The 17702-nt window shown below is 41.4% G+C and carries 19 protein-coding genes and 2 pseudogenes; 2 read left to right on the top strand and 19 right to left on the bottom strand.

Translation table 11 applies throughout. The features are described 5' to 3' along the window. Positions 1 to 22: 22 nt before the first annotated feature. The 11 genes from FKX92_RS02295 to FKX92_RS02245 form a co-directional block, all read right to left on the bottom strand. Entirely contained in the window at positions 23 to 1759 is a 1737-nt protein-coding gene (locus FKX92_RS02295) for an ABC transporter ATP-binding protein (protein ID WP_149565400.1), read from the bottom strand. Next, positions 1749 to 3491: an ABC transporter ATP-binding protein gene (locus FKX92_RS02290; protein ID WP_149565399.1), complete on the bottom strand. Its 1743-nt coding sequence runs from the start codon at positions 3489 to 3491 to the stop codon at positions 1749 to 1751. Before FKX92_RS02290 ends, FKX92_RS02295 begins: the two co-directional genes overlap by 11 nt. A gap of 96 nt (positions 3492 to 3587) precedes the next feature. Then, a complete protein-coding gene (locus FKX92_RS02285; RefSeq protein ID WP_125341388.1) occupies positions 3588 to 4775 on the bottom strand; it encodes an MFS transporter in 1188 nt (395 codons plus the stop codon). A 155-nt stretch (positions 4776 to 4930) separates the two neighbouring features. After that, complete coding sequence (gene asnS, locus FKX92_RS02280; protein ID WP_002909527.1) at positions 4931 to 6277, bottom strand: asparagine--tRNA ligase; 1347 nt, start codon at positions 6275 to 6277, stop codon at positions 4931 to 4933. Between the two features lie 21 nt (positions 6278 to 6298). Continuing rightward, complete coding sequence (locus FKX92_RS02275) at positions 6299 to 6664, bottom strand: VOC family protein (RefSeq protein ID WP_002906354.1); 366 nt, start codon at positions 6662 to 6664, stop codon at positions 6299 to 6301. A gap of 179 nt (positions 6665 to 6843) precedes the next feature. Further along, positions 6844 to 7194, bottom strand: a complete 351-nt coding sequence (locus tag FKX92_RS02270; protein WP_125407832.1) for a hypothetical protein — start codon at positions 7192 to 7194, stop codon at positions 6844 to 6846. 9 nt (positions 7195 to 7203) lie between these two features. Continuing rightward, positions 7204 to 7797, bottom strand: a complete 594-nt coding sequence (locus FKX92_RS02265) for a hypothetical protein (protein ID WP_125407834.1) — start codon at positions 7795 to 7797, stop codon at positions 7204 to 7206. A 14-nt stretch (positions 7798 to 7811) separates the two neighbouring features. After that, positions 7812 to 8231: a hypothetical protein gene (locus FKX92_RS02260; protein WP_125407836.1), complete on the bottom strand. Its 420-nt coding sequence runs from the start codon at positions 8229 to 8231 to the stop codon at positions 7812 to 7814. A gap of 232 nt (positions 8232 to 8463) precedes the next feature. Then, a complete protein-coding gene (locus tag FKX92_RS02255) occupies positions 8464 to 8937 on the bottom strand; it encodes a hypothetical protein (protein WP_149565398.1) in 474 nt (157 codons plus the stop codon). A gap of 250 nt (positions 8938 to 9187) precedes the next feature. Further along, positions 9188 to 10369, bottom strand: coding sequence for a pyridoxal phosphate-dependent aminotransferase (locus tag FKX92_RS02250; RefSeq protein ID WP_149565397.1), 1182 nt, complete (start codon positions 10367 to 10369; stop codon positions 9188 to 9190). Then, positions 10366 to 10854: a cell wall elongation regulator TseB-like domain-containing protein gene (locus tag FKX92_RS02245; protein WP_149565396.1), complete on the bottom strand. Its 489-nt coding sequence runs from the start codon at positions 10852 to 10854 to the stop codon at positions 10366 to 10368. Before FKX92_RS02245 ends, FKX92_RS02250 begins: the two co-directional genes overlap by 4 nt. 114 nt (positions 10855 to 10968) lie before the next feature. Here FKX92_RS02245 and FKX92_RS02240 point away from each other — a divergent pair, with 114 nt between their 5' ends. Both FKX92_RS02240 and FKX92_RS02235 read left to right on the top strand, forming a co-directional pair. Then, the gene (locus FKX92_RS02240) at positions 10969 to 11415 is read left to right on the top strand and encodes a MarR family winged helix-turn-helix transcriptional regulator (RefSeq protein WP_002900138.1); all 447 of its coding nucleotides are present in this window, start codon (positions 10969 to 10971) and stop codon (positions 11413 to 11415) included. 85 nt (positions 11416 to 11500) lie between these two features. Continuing rightward, positions 11501 to 12049: an NADPH-dependent FMN reductase gene (locus FKX92_RS02235; RefSeq protein WP_002895223.1), complete on the top strand. Its 549-nt coding sequence runs from the start codon at positions 11501 to 11503 to the stop codon at positions 12047 to 12049. Between the two features lie 106 nt (positions 12050 to 12155). Here the strand turns inward: FKX92_RS02235 and FKX92_RS12000 are convergent. The 8 genes and pseudogenes from FKX92_RS12000 to FKX92_RS02195 all read right to left on the bottom strand — a co-directional run bounded on the left by FKX92_RS12000 (position 12156) and on the right by FKX92_RS02195 (position 17697). Continuing rightward, positions 12156 to 12682 (bottom strand): annotated as a pseudogene (locus tag FKX92_RS12000) (thiol-disulfide isomerase). A 21-nt stretch (positions 12683 to 12703) separates the two neighbouring features. Next, positions 12704 to 13192 carry a hypothetical protein gene (locus FKX92_RS02225; protein ID WP_149565395.1) on the bottom strand — a complete coding sequence of 163 codons (489 nt, stop codon included), beginning with the start codon at positions 13190 to 13192 and terminating at the stop codon, positions 12704 to 12706. A 39-nt stretch (positions 13193 to 13231) separates the two neighbouring features. Further along, the gene (locus FKX92_RS02220) at positions 13232 to 13897 is read right to left on the bottom strand and encodes a hypothetical protein (RefSeq protein ID WP_149565394.1); all 666 of its coding nucleotides are present in this window, start codon (positions 13895 to 13897) and stop codon (positions 13232 to 13234) included. A gap of 302 nt (positions 13898 to 14199) precedes the next feature. Next, positions 14200 to 14715 (bottom strand): hypothetical protein, encoded by a 516-nt coding sequence (locus FKX92_RS02215; protein ID WP_149565393.1) that lies wholly within the window; start codon positions 14713 to 14715, stop codon positions 14200 to 14202. 240 nt (positions 14716 to 14955) lie between these two features. Next, positions 14956 to 15453, bottom strand: a complete 498-nt coding sequence (locus FKX92_RS02210) for a hypothetical protein (RefSeq protein WP_149565392.1) — start codon at positions 15451 to 15453, stop codon at positions 14956 to 14958. After that, on the bottom strand, positions 15450 to 17084 hold the full coding sequence (locus tag FKX92_RS11995; protein ID WP_187759362.1) for a polymorphic toxin type 44 domain-containing protein: 1635 nt from the start codon (positions 17082 to 17084) through the stop codon (positions 15450 to 15452). The genes FKX92_RS02210 and FKX92_RS11995 overlap by 4 nt, the downstream gene beginning before the upstream one ends. Then, entirely contained in the window at positions 17075 to 17434 is a 360-nt protein-coding gene (locus FKX92_RS02200) for a hypothetical protein (protein WP_149565391.1), read from the bottom strand. Before FKX92_RS02200 ends, FKX92_RS11995 begins: the two co-directional genes overlap by 10 nt. After that, positions 17434 to 17697: pseudogene (locus FKX92_RS02195) on the bottom strand (TIGR04197 family type VII secretion effector). The gene FKX92_RS02200 and the pseudogene FKX92_RS02195 overlap by 1 nt, the downstream one beginning before the upstream one ends. Positions 17698 to 17702: the final 5 nt, after the last annotated feature.

Genomic DNA, 17702 nt, shown 5'->3' with positions numbered 1-17702 from the left:
GAACTTTAATAAATCTCCCCTTCTACTCCTGCGCCGTCTGCATTTGGTAATAAACACCTCTGGCTGCCATGAGCTCTTGGTGATTACCATGTTCGACAATATCACCATCTATCATGACGAGGATGATGTCAGCATGTTGAATAGTAGATAGGCGGTGGGCGATGATAAAGCTAGTCCGTCCCACCATGAGCTTGCTGAAGGCCTCCTGAATCAAGACTTCTGTCCGGGTATCAATGGAGGAAGTCGCCTCATCCAAGATTAGGATTTTAGGAACAGCAAGGAAGACACGGGCAATAGTCAAGAGCTGCCGCTGACCTTGAGACAGGGAGTCCCCGGCATCCGCCAGATAGGTGTCATAACCCTGAGGAAGCTGCTGGATAAAGAAATGAGCATTGGCTGCCTTAGCAGCTGCAATGACCTCTTCTCGGCTGGCGTCTGGCCGACCAAAAGCTATGTTATCATGAATGGTCGCAGTCTTGAGCCAAGTCTCCTGCAGTACCATACCGAACTGCTGACGATAAGAGGATCTGGTGTAATGACTGATAGGAATACCGTCTAAAGAAATAAGACCACTATCAACATTGTAAAAGCGCATGAGGAGATTGATTAAAGTGGACTTGCCAGCACCGGTCGGCCCGACAATTGCGACCTTGCTAGCTGCTGGAATCCTTATATTCAAATCCTGAATCAGCTCTTTGCCAGGCTCATAGCCAAAAGCCACATGCTCAAAGCTAATCTGTCCTTTAACATCTTCAGACTGAAGAATTTCCTGACCAGACTCTGCTATTTCTTCTTGATCTAAAACGCTGTAAATCCGCTCTGCACAAGCTAAAGCGCTCTGCAATTCCGACATGACTGACGATATATCATTGAAAGGCTTGGTGTACTGGTTGACATAGTTGAGAAAAGTTACCAGCTGCCCAACCGTAAAACCTGTTCCCTGAATGATTCGTACAGCCCCAAAGCCCACAATCAAAGCATAGATCAGGGCGTTGATAAAACGAGTCGAAGGATTAACCGTAGAAGAATAGAAAATAGCCGCCTGCGAATAATCAGCATAGGTTTGATTACTGTGAGTAAAAGCTGAGTCAAACTGCTCCTGAGCATTAAAAGCCTGAATCAAACTTTCCTGAGTCAGACTTTCCTCAATCAGCTGGGTCTGTGCCCCTCTAGCCTGCGTCTGCCGTTGGAAAAAGCTAAAACTTTTCCTAGCAATAAAGCGAGCTAAGAAGAGAGAAAGGGGCGTCAAAAGCAGAACCAAAAGCAAGAGGAAAAAGTCCAACTGAGCCATACTAATGATGGTCACTAAGATTGTTAGCAAACCCACAAAAAACTGATTAAAAACCATAAGTAGGCCATTGCTGAGCTGCTCCAAGTCCGTCGTCACCCGACTAACCAAGTCGCCGGTTCCCTGCCGATCCAGATAAGCCAAAGGCAGATAATGAACTTTCTTAATGACGCCTTGACGGAGCTGCTGGCTATAGCGATAGACCAGCTGATTATAGAGCAAGGGATTGATCCATTGAATCAGCGTATTGGCTAAGATAACCAGCAGCATCTGGCCCAGAATCGGAATCAAATGCTGCTCTGCTTGAGGAAGAAGAACGCTATCAATCGCATTCCCAATTAAAACTGGGAGAAGAACAGTCAGAGCCACTTGAGCCACCGTTCCCAGACTAGCTAGGAGAAAGAGCCAGCGCGCCTGCAGCAAATCTCGAGTCAAACGCCTCAAGCTGCTAGGTGATGTCTTATGCTTCATGCTTGTCCTCCTCTCCTTGAATATGCTGTGAGTGATGGATTTCTCGGTAAATGGCGGAGCTGACTAAGAGTTCCTCATGGCGACCAAGGGCCACCTGCTCTCCCTTATCCAGCACTAAGATTTGATCCGCTGAGCGCAAGCTATTGGTTCGCTGAGAGATCAAGACCAGACTGGTCTCTGTCAATTCATTCTTAATAGCCTGCAGGAGTCTTGCCTCTGTCAAATAGTCCAGAGCAGAGGTTGCATCATCTAAAACCAAGAAAGGCGCCCTCCGCAAGACAGCTCTGGCAATGGTTAAACGCTGACGCTGACCACCAGAAAAATTCCGACCAAAGGCCTCTACAGTCGCATCCAAGCCACCTTCCTTCTGAGAGACAAAGTCCGCCGCCTGAGCAATCTCTAAGGCCTGCCACAAGTCTGCATCTGTTGGCTTGCTTGACAATCCTAAAGTCAGATTGGAGCGAACAGTTCCTTGGAAAAGCTCCGCTTTCTGAGGCACCAGACTAATCCAAGACCGCCATTCACTCAGATTTTTAGGACTGCGTCCTTGGAAAAAGATGGTCAACTGACCAGCAGCCACAGGATAGAGATGAGACAGCAGCTGAACCAGAGTAGACTTCCCTGAACCTGTCCCACCAATAACACCCAAAGTCTGACCGCTTTTCAAATCAAAAGTCAGACCAGTCAAAGCAGGACTAGCTGCATTTGGATAGGAAAAGCTGACCTGCTGGACTTTAATGGCTTGATCCAGCAGAGCTGTTTTCTGCACTAATTCCTGCAGGACATCTTCTTCTGCTTGCTCGAAGACCTGACTGATACGACCTGCACTGATATAGCTTTGATTGAGTGAGTTGACCAGCATAGCCAGCTTGAGCAATTCCACCAAAATTTGCAATAAATAATTGACCAAGGCCACTAGCATCCCCTGGGTCAGCAAGCCCTTGCCTATAAAGGTATTCCCCTGCCAAATCACAGCAATCAGAGTACCATTGACCGTAAGAAAGGTCAGGGGGCTAATCAGACTAGCCAGAGCTCCCGTCCTGATTTGCCAGGTTTTATAGAGCTCATTGCGATTGCGAAAGGTCTGAACCTCGCGCTGGGTCTGACCGAAAGCTCGTATAACCCGCATGCCCTGCAGCTGCTCACGAGTCAAATTGACCAGCTGATCTGTCAATTGGCGAATCTTAGCGTAGAGAGGATTCATCAGACGAGACATGAAAACGATAATAGCCGTTAAAATTGCTACCATGAGCAAGAACCACAAGGTAATGACCGGACTGATAGTAAAGGCCATAATGATAGAGCCAAAAACGATGATGGGCGCCCGCAGAAAGAGACGAAGAAATTGATTGATGCCCGTCTGAATCTGATAGGTGTCGCTCGTCAGTCGAGTCACCAAGCTAGAAGTCGTCAGCTCATCCCGACTAGCCTTAGGCAATCGCAGAATCTTTTGATAGAGGTCACCTGTCATCTGACGAGTAAAGCCCACTGCCGCCTTTGACGAATAATACTGGGCCACCACTGCTACCACCACGCCCAGAGCAGCCAAGCCCATCAAAAGAAAAACCATCCAGTAGAGATGGGAGCTGTCGTGTCTAGGGATGGTCTCATCCACAATCCCCGCAATCAAAAGCGGAACCAAGAGTTCAAAACTGGCTTCCAAAAGCTTGAACAAGGGCCCCAGCAAAGACTCCCTGATATAGCCCTTGAAATATTTCAATAAATCTTTCATACCGCCTACTTCTCCATTAAACTGTATTTATTTTACCATAATTTTCAAAGGGTAAAAAATATTCTCCTTCTGACCAGCAGAAAGAGAACATGAATATTAGACTTCTTGTAAGTTCTGGCTTATTTTCTTTAGACTCATATACAAAAGTGGCGTTACGGCTAATAAGAAGCCGCCTAAAGCTATAAAAGTCCAGTCGAAGCCAAAGCAATCGATCAACCAGCCCGTTACAGGGAAGATGACAATCATACTCAGGCTGAACATCATAGAATAGACACTAAGCATGGTCGCCCGTACTTCACTTGGCAGCTTCTTTTGTAAATCGTTGTCAAAAATCGGCTGGAAAAGAGCATACAAGGCGTTGCTGATTAGATAAATCAAAATATAGATGATTGGCGTTCCAAAATAGGACAGCAGGTAGCTTACTCCAGTTAAAAGAACTACTGAAGGAAAGAGTTTTAAGGCAGAATATTTCTTTCCAATCATACTCGCCAGATAGACCGCTAAGATATTCAAAGCACTGCCAATCAGCATAACTACCGAAATCTGCCAATCTTTTAAGTCAGGCAATTGATTTTGATAGTAAAAATAAAACATACACATGAGTGTTCCGATGATTTGGGAAAGAATCATCCAGATAAAAAGGCTGGGATTTCTTTGCAACTCCTCTTTGACAGCCCAGATAATCTTTTTCATGGTCAGACATTCTGCTTTCTCTGTTTTGACACTTGGCTCCTTCAACATCCAAGTCAAGAAAAGAACGATGATAGAGGTCCCAATCATGATATAGTAGGTAAGATGCAGTTGGCCATGGACAAAAAATCCAGCCCAGACCGTTCCCAAAGACCGGGTCGCTTCGGCCACTCCAGACATAAAGCTGGAGATGGATAAGTAACGTTCCTTGAGTCCGGCCTCCACAGATGAATCATAGACCATGGCTGCGCTTGTCCCCGAATCAAAATTATAGGACCAAGCACTAATCACCATAGCCAACGCATAAACCCAGAAGTTCCCCTGCCCAACTAACATGAGAACAGAAGACACAATCCCAGCTATCCGACTCAGATACAGATTAGTCTTGTAGGAAAAGCGATCCGCCAACATCCCAGAAGGAATTTCACAAATAACGCTAGTCGCATGAAAAATACTTTCCAAAAGCCCAATCTGCCAAAGGGACATACCGTTTTGACTTAGAAATAAAATCCAAAAACTAGTAATGCCTAGAAAGGCAAAAAATTCAACTCCGGCCATAAGGCCGATATTTTTCCGATAACTTCTTTTAAACATATTTTCTCCTTTAACAAGTGTTTTTTAATTTCATCCTTTATCACTTGTTGATCTGCTGTTTACATGACTCCTACCTCTTCTTTCTCTAAAATTCTGTATTTGGATTATTTCATAGTTTACTGTTGAAAAAACGCCACATGGGCGTTTGATTCGTTTTACGGTTTAATACGGTGTAGCATACGTGGGAATGGAATGGCTTCACGGATATGCTTGGTCCCTGCCACAAAGGTTACCATACGCTCGATACCGATACCGAATCCACCGTGCGGAACTGTTCCATACTTACGAAGATCAAGGTAAAATTCATATTCTGTCGTATCCATACCAAGGTCATTCATCTTAGCAACCAAAGCGTCATAATCCTCCTCACGCATAGAACCTCCGATGATTTCACCGTAGCCTTCTGGTGCAAGTAGGTCTGCACAAAGGACACGATCTGGATTTCCAGGAACTGGCTTCATGTAGAAAGCCTTGATAGCTGCTGGGTAGTTCACGACAAAGGTTGGTACACCAAAATGGTTTGAAATCCATGTTTCATGCGGTGAACCAAAGTCATCCCCATGCTCCAGATGCTCATAGTCAGCATCTTCATCATTCTCATGGGCTTGCAAAAGATCAATCGCTTCATCATAGCTAACACGCTTGAAAGGCTCCGCAATATAGCGTTTCAAAAGTTCTACATCGCGTTCCAAGGTTTCCAAAGCTTGAGGAGCACGGTCAAGAACACCTTGGATCAAAGCTTTAACATAAGCTTCTTGCAAGTCGAGTGACTCATCATGCGTCAAGTATGAATACTCTGCATCCATCATCCAGAACTCCGTCAAATGACGACGGGTTTTTGATTTTTCTGCACGGAATACAGGACCAAAGTCAAAGACGCGACCAAGAGCCATGGCACCTGCTTCCAGATAAAGCTGACCTGACTGACTCAAGTAAGCTGGAGTTCCGAAGTAGTCTGTTTCAAAGAGCTCAGTTGAGTCTTCTGCTGCATTTCCTGACAAGATTGGGCTGTCAAACTTCATAAAACCATTCTTGTCAAAGAATTCATAGGTAGCGTAGATGATGGCATTGCGGATTTGCATCATAGCCACTTGCTTACGAGAACGCAGCCACAAGTGACGGTTGTCCATGAGAAAGTCCGTTCCATGTTCTTTCGGCGTAATTGGATAGTCATTTGACTCACCGATGATTTCGATGTCTGTGATATCCAGCTCATAACCAAATTTTGAACGCTCGTCTTCCTTGACAATCCCTGTCACATAAACAGAAGTTTCTTGGCTAAGCTTTTTAATCGTATCAAACTTCGCCAATCCTTCTTCTTCGCCAAATTTCTCGATGAAGTTAGGCTTGAAGGCCACCCCTTGGAAGAAGGCTGTTCCGTCACGCAGCTGTAAGAAAGCAATCTTACCCTTACCTGACTTATTGGCAACCCAAGCACCAATGGTCACTTCTTGACCAACATAATTTTTCACATCAATAATTGTTACGATTTTCTTTGACACGTTTTTTCTCTTTTCTATTTTTTATTCTTTATGACAGACTGCCTCGACATTATTACCATCTGGATCCAAGACGAAGGCTGCATAATATGATGAAAGGTTCCCCCGATAATTTGGCGCACCGTTGTCTTTTCCCCCTGCCTTTAAACCAGCCTCATAACAAGCTTGAACCTGCTCATGGTTTTCTGCCAAAAAAGCAAAGTGAATCGGAGACTGCTCTCCCTCTCCCAACCAAAAATCTCCACCAGGATGTGGGCTGTTGGGAGCAACAAAACTGAGTAGAGAACTACTTCTAAAAGCCAATTTGTAGCCTAGAGGAGAAAGAAAACTTGTATAAAAGTCTTTTGAAATTTGTAGATTCCTGACCTTTATCTCAAAATGATCAATCATATCTGCCTCCTAGATTGGTTGCTAAATGTCACTTTATTTCAAGACAAATCTTTTGGACATCTGTTCTATATTTTACCATAAAGCGATTGCAATAGCTATCCTTGAAGAGTCTAAATCTCAGAAAAATTAAAAAACCAGCCTCCTAAAGGCTGGCGGATAACTCTCTCTGAATAAGAGGACTAATTTTTCGTTCCATATAACAGTCGATCAACCATGTCATCATCATAGTTCAAGACTTTTTTCAAAGCCATCTTAAAGCGCTGATCACTGAGAATCTGACCTCCAGGACTCTGGTCAATCGTCGCATAATTCCCCTCCCCATCCTGAGTAAAGGCTACAGTGAGCTCTTGGTCAGGATCTTCACAAACATTTCTCTGAGGATCTTTAGAACTGGTAGACGGTCGAAAGTCCATTCTTTGCAGACGAAACGACAGTTCTTTATGAAAAGCCGCAATGTCCTTCTGACGATTGGCCACTGGCTCATGTTTGTCCAACCAAGTCAAAACATCTTCTTTTGTAATATATATCATCTTCCCCTCCTAAACCAAATCAAAGTTCGCCCTGTAAATAACCGTATCATAGCTTGGGCTAGCTGCTGAGAGAGCCGCTTGAATGATATGGAGCACGCGCTGCTGTTGACCTTCGAAAGCCGAGGGCAGGAGCATATTAGAGACATTTTTGACAATCACTCCCTTAGTGAATTCCCCATCTTCATAAGAAAAATCCTGCTGATGAAAAATGGTCTTGGTCTTAAATTCAATCACCTGTCCTTGCAAGATTAGCTTATAAGTCTTCTTCCAGTTGGTTCTGCCACCAAAGCGATAAAGGACCAGATAAATCCCCAAATCATGATCTGCAACCCAATCGCCCGTCTCAAAAACTAGCTCGTCATCAATACCAGCTTCCTTTAAAATCTCAATCCCTTCTTCAGAAATCATCTCGTGCACGAACTTCCAACTTCCTTCCTGGGGAAGAGTCGCTGTTCCCTCAGTCTCCTTCTGAGGGCTACTACTGACTGCTTTATGGGGAACTCTTTTAGGGGTAAATTCTTCCTCCCAAGTCATATCTTCTTCTATGTCACTGACAGCCCGCCTAGTCGGTAAAAAATCCAGACACTTTTCTAATAATCCCATATCCTATCTCCTCTTTATCTGTACTCCACGTGGTTTACTTCCCTTATCTTCGTATCATAATAAGGGTTAATCTGCGACAGGGCATGTTGAATCACTGTTACGATCTTGTCCTCTCGTCCCTTTAAAACCTTGGGAATCACAAGCTGGGAGATTGTTTCTGTTGATAGACCTTTTACACTTTGATCTTCCTCATTGCGAACTGGATATCTATCGGCCCGCTCTTCTTCTAGGCGAAATTCAAGCAAGTGCCCACCGAGAATCATGACTAAGACTTGATATTTCCCTTCCCCAATACGAAATTGCTTGACGCAGAGAAAAATTCCTCTCTTCTCATCCTCTAGTAAAAATGGCAGAGCCAGTTCTTTTTCTTCAATAGAAAAATCCTCGAGAAGCTTCTTCTCTCTTTCCCCTATTTCCTTTCTGATAAAACCCATTTTATCTCCTTTTGTACAAAATAATCTTCATCCCTATTATTACTTAAGTAAAAAGACCATGAGGAACACACTGCAAGTCAATGGAACGCAGGGCTAGACCAAATGGACTTCTTTTATTATACACCGAAACACCATCGTCTTCAACTAAATACTCCTCAAATTTTTAAGTCGTCTGGTGATTCCTATCGGAAAGTGACTTATACATAGTTAATCTAGCATTTATAGCTGCTATTTAATCAATAGGCGGATTATCCTTTACCTCTTCTTCTGTCTTCCAGTAGGTCATACTGCTCTTCTCAGTATCTACCTCCATCTTTTTATTAAGTCTAATATCGACCTTATAATAGGCGCGTTTAATTAAAAACTTTTGACTGTTCTCTGCAGAACCCCAAGTTCTACAAACCATCAAAAAACTTGCAGAGCCCTGTCCGGATATCTCTTCTTTAGTGTAAGAACCAGGAGCAGTTGGGCGTTCTAAGATTCTCATATTTAAATTCATTTCTGGCTGATAATCGTTCAAATACCAGTCTATTCGGGCAGAGTCATTCTCATAATATTGGATACGGTAGCGATGACCTTTGGCTTGCAGACTATAGCCATTGGATTCGGAAATAGTGGTCCAACCCTGCTCTGAATCAAAGAAAACATAAGCTCCTAGTAAGACTAGGCCGCCTAGCAAGAATAAGAAAATCAAACGACGTTTCATATTGTTCTCCTTCCACTATTGTTTAAATCCTTTATCAGCTGAATTCTAAGCGAAACCAGTTCACATTTATCCATGCCAAAGCTTACTAATTTTGACTAGAGTGGAAACACTTCCATCTCTTTCTATATTATTTTACCATTTTATTTAACTCATTACTAGTACAGTCAAAAATAAATTGAAAAGGACGAACTCTGAGTCCATCCTTATCTATTGTTTATAAATCTTCGAAAGTAGTGTAAGATTGAGAGCTTTATTTACTCTCCATAAATTGCTGCAAGCGCTGAACGGCTTCTTTGAGCGTGTCCAAATCTGTCGCATAGCTAAGACGGACATTTTCTGGAGCACCAAATCCTGCTCCAGTCACCAGAGCCACACCAACTTCTTCTAAAATTGCTGTCGTAAACTCGGTCACATCTGTGTAGCCTTTCATTTCCATGGCTTTCTTGACATTTGGAAAGAGATAGAAGGCCCCTTGCGGCTTGACCACTTCAAATCCTGGCACCTGAGCCAAGAGTGGATAGATGGTATTAAGACGTTCTTCAAAGGCCTGGCGCATGGTTTCAACCGTTTCCTGACTGCCAGTCAAGGCCTCGATTGCTGCATATTGAGCCGCTGCTGTCGGGTTAGAAGTCGTCTGACCTGCAATCTTACTCATGGCCGCAATAATCTCCGGCTCACCAACTGCATAGCCAATCCGCCAGCCTGTCATGGAGTAGCTCTTAGAGACACCATTGATGACCACCGTCTGCTTGCGAATCTCCTCAGATAGACTGGAAATTGGTGTGAATTTATTACCGTTATAAACCAGCCGTCCATAGATGTCATCTGCCAAAATCAGAATATCATGCTCTACAGCCCAGTTCCCAATCGCCCGCAGCTCATCCGCTGTATAAATCATACCCGTCGGATTGGACGGCGAGTTCAAAACCAAAACCTTGGTCTTATGAGTACGAGCAGCTTCCAGCTGTTTCACCGTTACCTTGAAATTATTTTCCTCTGTGGCTTGAACAAAAACAGGAATCCCCTCGGCCATCTTAATTTGGTCGCCGTAGCTTACCCAATAAGGCGTCGGAATGATAGCCTCATCACCTGGGTCAAGCACACTCATAAAGAAGGTGTAGAGGGAGAATTTAGCTCCGGTTGCCACCGTCACTTGATTCGGCTGGATTGTATATCCGTAATAGTTGGCAAAATACTCTACCACTGCTTCTTTTAGCTCTGGCAGACCGCTAGTAACTGTATAAAAGCTAGCACGCCCATCCTCAACAGCTGCTACAGCAGCGTCTCGGATGTTCTTAGGCGTTGGAAAATCTGGCTCTCCCAGAGTCAGAGACAGAATATCCCGCCCCTGTGCTTTCAAAGTTTTAGCACGCGCTGCTGTTGCCAGAGTCACGCTTTCTTCCATCTTTAAGACACGATTTGATAATTTCATAGTCCCTCCTTGCTGACCAACTCTCCGCTTTCAAAACCAATCAGGTAGTAGGTGCCTCCCGACTTGACTTCCCAGATGGGCTGATCCTGAAAATAGCCCATGGTCACCTTATCAATAGTTCCTGCTCCATTTTCCTTGGCAATGCTCTCTGCTTTAGACTGACTGACACCTTGGTCCAGTCGATAGACCCGAATCTCATTGGAATCTTTAGCAATCAAAACAGCTTTTTCGACACCTTTACTTGTCTTGCCAAGCAGACTGTAGTAGGATTCCTGCCCATTGTAGATGGCAAAAGAATCCACTTTTTCAAGATCTGCATATTCCTTGGCCAAGCGTCTGCTTGCTTCCTTAGCCGACTGTCTCGGCTGCATAGACACTTGCAAAACTGCAAAAAATGAAAAGACAAGAACGCTGAGAACGATAAAAATACCGATAAGGTACTGCCAAATTGGAAAACTGGCTTTATTTCTATTTTTATATTTCACTCCGTCATTATACTACAAATACTCCTATTTTTCTATCTTTTTTTGATGAGAATATTCTCATAATTCTAAAGCAATATCCTTGCATATGATACTATTTATTGGTAAAATATTGTTATGAAGATTACAGACGATTTAAGCAAAGAAACTCTGCTTGATTTGAAAACCATGATTGTCTTTCATAAGGCAGAAAGAACTATCCGTGCTATTGAAGCCCAAATTTTTAAAAAGCATGATTTGACTCCTACTCAGTTTTCCGTCTTAGAAACCCTATACAGCAAAGGAGAGCTGCGTATTCAGGACTTGATTGACCGTATACTGGCTACTTCTGGCAACATGACTGTTGTCATCAAAAATATGGAACGCGACGGCTGGATTGTCCGAACCTGCGACCCAAATGACCGCCGGGCTTTTTTGATTGGTCTGACGAAACAAGGTAAAGCTAAAATTGAAGCCGCCCTGCCTGATCATATCAAAAATATCCAGCAAGCTCTGTCCATTCTCGAAGAAGACGATAAGCAGGATTTGATTCGTATTTTAAAAAATTTCAAAAAATTGAGCTAAATAATTGCTAACTAGTAATTAATGTTGTAACATATATCGTAACAAGAGAAATATCTCTTTATTTTATAAAAAAGGAGACAATGCAATGTCTAAAGTATTATTCATCGTCGGCTCGCTTCGTCAAGGTTCTTTCAACCACCAATTGGCTGAGCAAGCTGAAAAAGCTTTGGCTGGCAAGGCAGAAGTTTCATATCTTGATTACAAAGATGTACCATTCTTCAACCAAGACATCGAAAGTCCTGCTCCAGCTGCTGTTGCTAAGGTTCGTGAAGAAATTTTGGCCGCTGATGCCATCTGGATTTTCTCACCTGTCTACAACTGGGCTATTCCAGGAGTAGTGAAAAACCTTTTGGACTGGGCTTCACGCGCTCTGGATCTGTCAGACCCAACTGGCCCATCTGCTCTGAATGCTAAGGTTGTTACTGTTTCATCTGTAGCTAACGGCACATCACCAGATGAAGTATTCAAGCACTACCGCAGCCTGCTGCCTTTCATCCGTATGAATGTGGTGGAACCATTCACAGGTGTTGGCATCAACCCAGAAGCATGGGGAACTGGTCAACTGACTGTCGCAGAAGACAAACTTGCTGAACTCTCAGCACAGGCTGATGCTCTTTTAGCAGCCCTTAACTAAAAAGAGAAGATTATAAAAAGAAAAGAAAACTTATAAGACACTAACCCCCCGCAAATAATTGCGAGGGGTTTTAGTTTGCATTATTGACAAGACCAATTACACAGCCTTAATCATACAAAGTCTGATACATTTTTTTCATAAAGCCATCAATCTCATTTTGAACAATTTTCAACAAGCGGGCTTCTTAGGATTGTGGGATGTTCACTTGCTCATTTATATTTTGTTTATTTATGTGAGAATAGTAACTGCGAACTATGTTCAGATTGTCATTTAAAACATACTGACAATTTATTATTGTCCCATCAAACTCAGTTTCAAAAAAACTGTTACTCCGTTACTGCCTGGGTACGCAATCTTCAAATTTAAATCCCCTTCTATTTCTAAGGGATTGATTCCCCCATCCAAGCGAAAAGCTCCATCTGGCGGAATAATATAGCCTGCTTTGCGAATGTCAGATGCATACTTTTCTGATGCCAGCAAATGTTCTAAGACTACTATTTTGTCGTCCTATTTGAAAGATTCTTTCAATTGAAAGAATTCTTGCTGACTTTGATAATTGAAATAAAGTTTAATTCCAACGACTAGAGAAGCCACAGAACAAATAAAAATTAGCATATTTTTAAATCTCAGCATTTTTTCTCCTAACAAAGATTATTACTTGTCCACCACTTGAGCTTCAAATTTAGCCGGTTTATTGTCTACATTGGTGATGGTGATAGTATAGGGTTTGTTATTCGTGACGTCAAAAACTTTTTCTCCCTGATAATTAACAACAATCTCATCTTTTACTAAATGAATACCTTTTTGATTGTTGGGTAACTCTTCATTATCATTTTCTGAATAGTTTCGTTTAAAGAGTTTTTGCTCTTCAACTCCATAAAAAATCTCACCATTTACCTCAAACCAAACTCCTGAACCTGATAATTTAAGCTTATTATTATCATTTTTCTTCAAAATTAATACAGAATAGTATTCCACATTCTGTATCCGAGGATTGACCGTTAGGCTGATCGACTGTCCAGGTTGTAGGGTATATTTACCAAGATTTTGTGCCCATAAATAAAAGAGAAAAGCAGATGCCAGAACTCCAACAAGCAATAAACTACAACCTAAATTCCAATTCCATTGTTTTTTCAAGGTCATTTGAGAATCTCCTTATAGACCACATATCATATTAGAACTCTATCCATTCTGCAATATTTCGTTCTCTTTTCTTTTTCTATGCTGACCCGACCACTTGATACACAGCAACAGTACTATCATACGAAGAATCAAATAGACCAAACGAAGGATTCTCATCTTACCAAGAGCAGACAAAAACTCCTCCCTTGCATGTCCCACTTCTTGACCTAACTGTTCAACCGTTTTGCCTGTTTCCTCTTTAATAACAGCTGCATTCTTTGAAATCAAATAATAATTTTGCTCTAAACTAGTTGTATAGGCTCTGGATATTGGCTCGTCTAAGAAAAAATATACTCTATCAGCATACTTATCTTCAGACAAAGTATAGTATATTTCAGCTTTGCTCTCCCATTTTTTAGGAAAACTAGTTATTTTTATCTTTTCATAGTCCAGATGCATAATGCCATCTAATACGTCACTAGTCCATTCTTCCGCATAGTGGTATAGATTCGCCTTTCTATCTACTATTGGCCAAACCATAACATACCGACTATGCATGAATTCCTTAGTCAGAGCCGAGTTGCTAGCCAGACTGGTCGCACCAATCTCATATACTGACCAAATAAGAACTATGAGCATTAAGAAAGCTTGGGTAGGTTTTGTTTTGAAATAATTCTGAAGTAAGCTAACCTTAGTATTAGTTTTCCTATTCTGTTTTCCAAACATCTCTAAATTTTACTTTTCCCTCAATTCTATAAACTAAACGAAACAAATAATTGTTTTTTTCTTCATCCAATCACCTCAAGATATCCAGTTGTTTTTTGTTCATAAGCAAAATAGGAAGGAATAAGGATCAGAAGTAAGGACAAAACAATAGTCAGGAATTTATAGCGTTTGAATTTAACGAACATTTGTATCAGCCCCTCTTTCAAAATAGTCAAAAAGTATTCCTGATTTTTCCTCTTCAACAGTTTTGCCATGCTCTACAAGAAAGGCTTCACTCTTACTTGTTCATAACATCTCACACTTTATTTAGAAGCTAGTTGCTGTTCCATTTTTTCAAAGAACTGATTCAATTCTGTTTGAACCTGATGTAGTAGCTCTTTTTCTTGAGTCTTATCTATTTCAATTTTTTTCCCAGTATCATCTTCCTCTATAGAATCATAACCCGAATCAATTAAATTTAATTTTTTATCTAAGAAAAACGCTACATCTATTTCTTTACCATCAATTGTAGTAGAAAAATGAATCAGAAGCTCACTGTCTTCCAAACTAGTCGGTGGGCGTACATCCAAGTTTAATTTACCAGGTATTTTAAGTTCATTTATTCCCCATCGCTGAATCACCGGGTCATCCGGAATTCCATAGCCAGCATCTCGGATAATATCCTCGTTATTACCTGCGAGAATACTTGCCAGTAGTTCAATTTTATTGGCAGAAGAAAAATCTGGTTCAGGTTTATCATCAGGGCCAAAGAGCAACCAAATGACAAAAGCAGTTATTATCAAAAGTAGGATGCTTATTATTTTTTTACGTACCGACATTTTTATCTTCTCCTCGCTTCAAATAATCATAAAAATCTTCTTTTGATTTTTTATGCTCATCCGTATCTGGTTTCCATAAGAAATCCCATCTTTTCTCGTGCTTAATAAATTGGCCACCTGCTGTACAGGCTTCTTACATGAGTTCTCCAGAGGCTAGAGTAGCTATTAGGTAGTCACGTTCTTTTGGCAGGCGATCTGTTACTTGATTGCTAATTTATAAGTTGTTGCCAATGTTTTGCCTTACCTATCCACCACTTGAGCTTCAAAGCGTGCTGGTTTGTCGTCCACATTGGTAATGGTAATCGTGTAGGGGATTTCTTCCGTCACCCCAAATACTTCCTTTATTTCCCCTTGAACCACTATTCCATCACCCTCTAAATAGATACTTTTACTCTTATCATTCGGTAAGTCTTTGCGTTCTGTTCCATCTTTAGAAATAATAATCTCAGTTATTGACTGCTTCTCAACATTATAAACCGTATTACTTCCTTTCATCCCCCAGCCTTTTCGGCCCGATAATTTTAATTTAGCATCATCTTTTTTTTCTAAAATCAATTCCGAATTATACTCCAGCTGCTCTGTTTTAGAAAAAACTTTCAATTCAACACTTTGACCTGGTTGCAAAGTGTACTTACCAATGTTTTTTGCCCATAAATATAGTCCAAAAATGCTAGTTGCTAGGATTAATATTAGCAAGCCACAACCTAATTTCCAGATTTTTTTCTTCCTATAGGTCATTTGTAATTCTCCCTATAATCGTTAATACCATCTTGAATTGTCTTAGCATCTCCTGGATTATCTCCATAATTTCCATTAATAACGTTCTCTAAATATTTCAAAGGATTCTTATCTGACCATCCCTGAGCCATTCCTGCACCAACTTTCAAATATGTATCACTAGATTCTAAATAACCTTTACCAACATAGCCAAAAAGATAATTCCCAAGGTAGTCAGACTCCATTCCTTCTTCCCATTGCCGACTCCAAATTGAAAAAGGGTAATCTTCTCTATAAACTCGTGTTTTTAAATCCAAAGGCTGGCCTGTGTTCACCAACTCCATAAAATTTAAATTATCAGCAGGAAGAGCTCCCCACTGTGAACCGACAGCTATGGCATTATCTACTAAACCATTATCTCCTGGGCTTTTCCATGTGCTTCTACCCCTTTGAATCAAATCGTATTTCTTTTTATCCTCTATTTTTTTAACATCTAATACATCGTCTCCCATCCTTGCTACAATTTTTCTTATATTTTCTCTATTTACTGATTCCAAGAAAATTCCCTCAGTTTCTCTAATAAATGGATTATCTGAGTATGGATCCCACTTACCATTGTATGCACTACGTATTCGCCAATATTCTTCAAAGGCTTCTCTGTTATTGTAGAACAGATAATCTTCATAAGCTTTGACGATTAGGTTTGCTTTTTCGGTCGAAGTTTTATCACTCTTTTTGATTTTCTCAACCTTTTCCTGTAGTTTCTCTGGATTAGCTCTATTAGTAGCTTCTGTCATCAGCTTGTTGGTGACAATTTCTGGTAACTGAGCTTTCGGATAACGTCGAGCATAAGATTCTAGGGTTTCAAATTCCTTATCACTCAGCTCTTTGCCCTTTTCCAACTTGTCTAAAATACTTTGATACTCTTTATGCAAGTCTTTGGTTTTCTTAGAAGAATCATATTTTATGCTCTCAATCTTCTGCTCTTTCATCTTCTTGACCCAGCTCATATCCACTCCATCAACATAGTGATTACCGTTGCTGTCTACTAGGACTTGGCTTAGCTGGCTAGCTCCTTGGATAGCTAGACGGAGGACTTCCAGACTATCACTGAAATATTGAGAAACTTGAGCGACAAAGAACTCCAGCTTTTCAATCTTCTCTTCCAATTCTTTGATTTGTGATTCAATTTGCGATTCTGCACTAGAAAGAATCACCAGAGACTGCATGTGAGAAACGATATTAAATGTAGTAATAGACTTCATGCGCTCTAAGAATGATTCTTTTGCTTCAATAGCCTTTTTGACAGAGGCTAGCTGCTGCTCTCTCAACTCTTTTGTCTTCTTCAGCTGATCCAGGTCGAGGTTTCCATACTCAGCTACCTGAGCATCAGCAGTCCTATATGAATTCAACTCCGTTTGAATGTCGTCCACTGCAGCCTGTAGCTTCTTAATGGCAGGAATGATAATCTCTGAAAAGAGACCCTTTCCTGCTGTATAGGCTGCTCCCATGAGTTCTCCAGAGTCTAGGGTAGCTATCAGGTGGTCACAGCCCTGAGACAATCGGTCTGTCACCTCATTGGCCACTTGAATATTACTAGACATGGCCTCCATCAGCTGTGAAGACTCTGACGCACTGTACTTTACTCCCATGGTAAAGAGTTCCTTTCTTTCGTCAATTTTTCTCGATTTTCATCTAATTTTTGCTGAACTTTCCTTGTTTGTTTGGAAACATTGTCCAACTCCTGCTCTACGTAGCTATCAATTGCTTGTTGCAAGGCTTGGTTTTCTTCCCATATTTTACGATTGGTAGAACTAGTCTCTGATACGGTATCTATCAGATTTTCTATTTGGGCATTCATCGTCCAAATATCTGTACGAAAATCCATTACCTTCTCTTCATAACGCCTTTTGAGAACTAAAAGATCTTCTTCTTGATTCTCAAGCTGAATGATTTGCTTATGTAGTTGCTCACGTCTTTCTTGATTTTTATCTTTTATCATCAGTTGCTCCAACGTTGTGCCTGCTCTACATCACGCTTTTCAATTTTATAAGCTATATCAGGAAATTTATTAGCCTGAGCCAAAACAGCTGCGCTAAAGTCACTGACAGCCTGCAGCATTTGATTGCATACCTGACGGCCTGCTTCCATTCCAGCAATCACTGTAGTTTAGCTAAATTCTACCTGCTGATTTTGCCTGTCGCTTGTATCTACTCCAACCAATTCACTGATAGCATTCTGAGCAGAGATAGTACTTGACTCGATTTTCC

Origin of the sequence: Streptococcus sanguinis, assembly GCF_008329445.1 — a bacterium.
Lineage (GTDB): Bacteria > Bacillota > Bacilli > Lactobacillales > Streptococcaceae > Streptococcus > Streptococcus sanguinis_O.
The sequence above is the reverse complement of the archived record's forward strand: the minus strand, read 5'-3'. Positions and strand labels throughout refer to the sequence as shown.

Bases quoted from the DNA above. Each gene is read 5' to 3' on its own strand.
- FKX92_RS02295 (WP_149565400.1), bottom strand. From the start codon at position 1,759: ATGAAGCATAAGACATCACCTAGCAGCTTGAGGCGTTTGACTCGAGAT.
- FKX92_RS02290 (WP_149565399.1), bottom strand. From the start codon at position 3,491: ATGAAAGATTTATTGAAATATTTCAAGGGCTATATCAGGGAGTCTTTG.
- FKX92_RS02285 (WP_125341388.1), bottom strand. From the start codon at position 4,775: ATGTTTAAAAGAAGTTATCGGAAAAATATCGGCCTTATGGCCGGAGTT.
- FKX92_RS02275 (WP_002906354.1), bottom strand. From the start codon at position 6,664: ATGATTGATCATTTTGAGATAAAGGTCAGGAATCTACAAATTTCAAAA.
- FKX92_RS02270 (WP_125407832.1), bottom strand. From the start codon at position 7,194: ATGATATATATTACAAAAGAAGATGTTTTGACTTGGTTGGACAAACAT.
- FKX92_RS02265 (WP_125407834.1), bottom strand. From the start codon at position 7,797: ATGGGATTATTAGAAAAGTGTCTGGATTTTTTACCGACTAGGCGGGCT.
- FKX92_RS02260 (WP_125407836.1), bottom strand. From the start codon at position 8,231: ATGGGTTTTATCAGAAAGGAAATAGGGGAAAGAGAGAAGAAGCTTCTC.
- FKX92_RS02255 (WP_149565398.1), bottom strand. From the start codon at position 8,937: ATGAAACGTCGTTTGATTTTCTTATTCTTGCTAGGCGGCCTAGTCTTA.
- FKX92_RS02250 (WP_149565397.1), bottom strand. From the start codon at position 10,369: ATGAAATTATCAAATCGTGTCTTAAAGATGGAAGAAAGCGTGACTCTG.
- FKX92_RS02240 (WP_002900138.1), top strand. From the start codon at position 10,969: ATGAAGATTACAGACGATTTAAGCAAAGAAACTCTGCTTGATTTGAAA.
- FKX92_RS02235 (WP_002895223.1), top strand. From the start codon at position 11,501: ATGTCTAAAGTATTATTCATCGTCGGCTCGCTTCGTCAAGGTTCTTTC.
- FKX92_RS02225 (WP_149565395.1), bottom strand. From the start codon at position 13,192: ATGACCTTGAAAAAACAATGGAATTGGAATTTAGGTTGTAGTTTATTG.
- FKX92_RS02220 (WP_149565394.1), bottom strand. From the start codon at position 13,897: ATGTTTGGAAAACAGAATAGGAAAACTAATACTAAGGTTAGCTTACTT.
- FKX92_RS02215 (WP_149565393.1), bottom strand. From the start codon at position 14,715: ATGTCGGTACGTAAAAAAATAATAAGCATCCTACTTTTGATAATAACT.
- FKX92_RS02210 (WP_149565392.1), bottom strand. From the start codon at position 15,453: ATGACCTATAGGAAGAAAAAAATCTGGAAATTAGGTTGTGGCTTGCTA.
- FKX92_RS11995 (WP_187759362.1), bottom strand. From the start codon at position 17,084: ATGGGAGTAAAGTACAGTGCGTCAGAGTCTTCACAGCTGATGGAGGCC.
- FKX92_RS02200 (WP_149565391.1), bottom strand. From the start codon at position 17,434: ATGATAAAAGATAAAAATCAAGAAAGACGTGAGCAACTACATAAGCAA.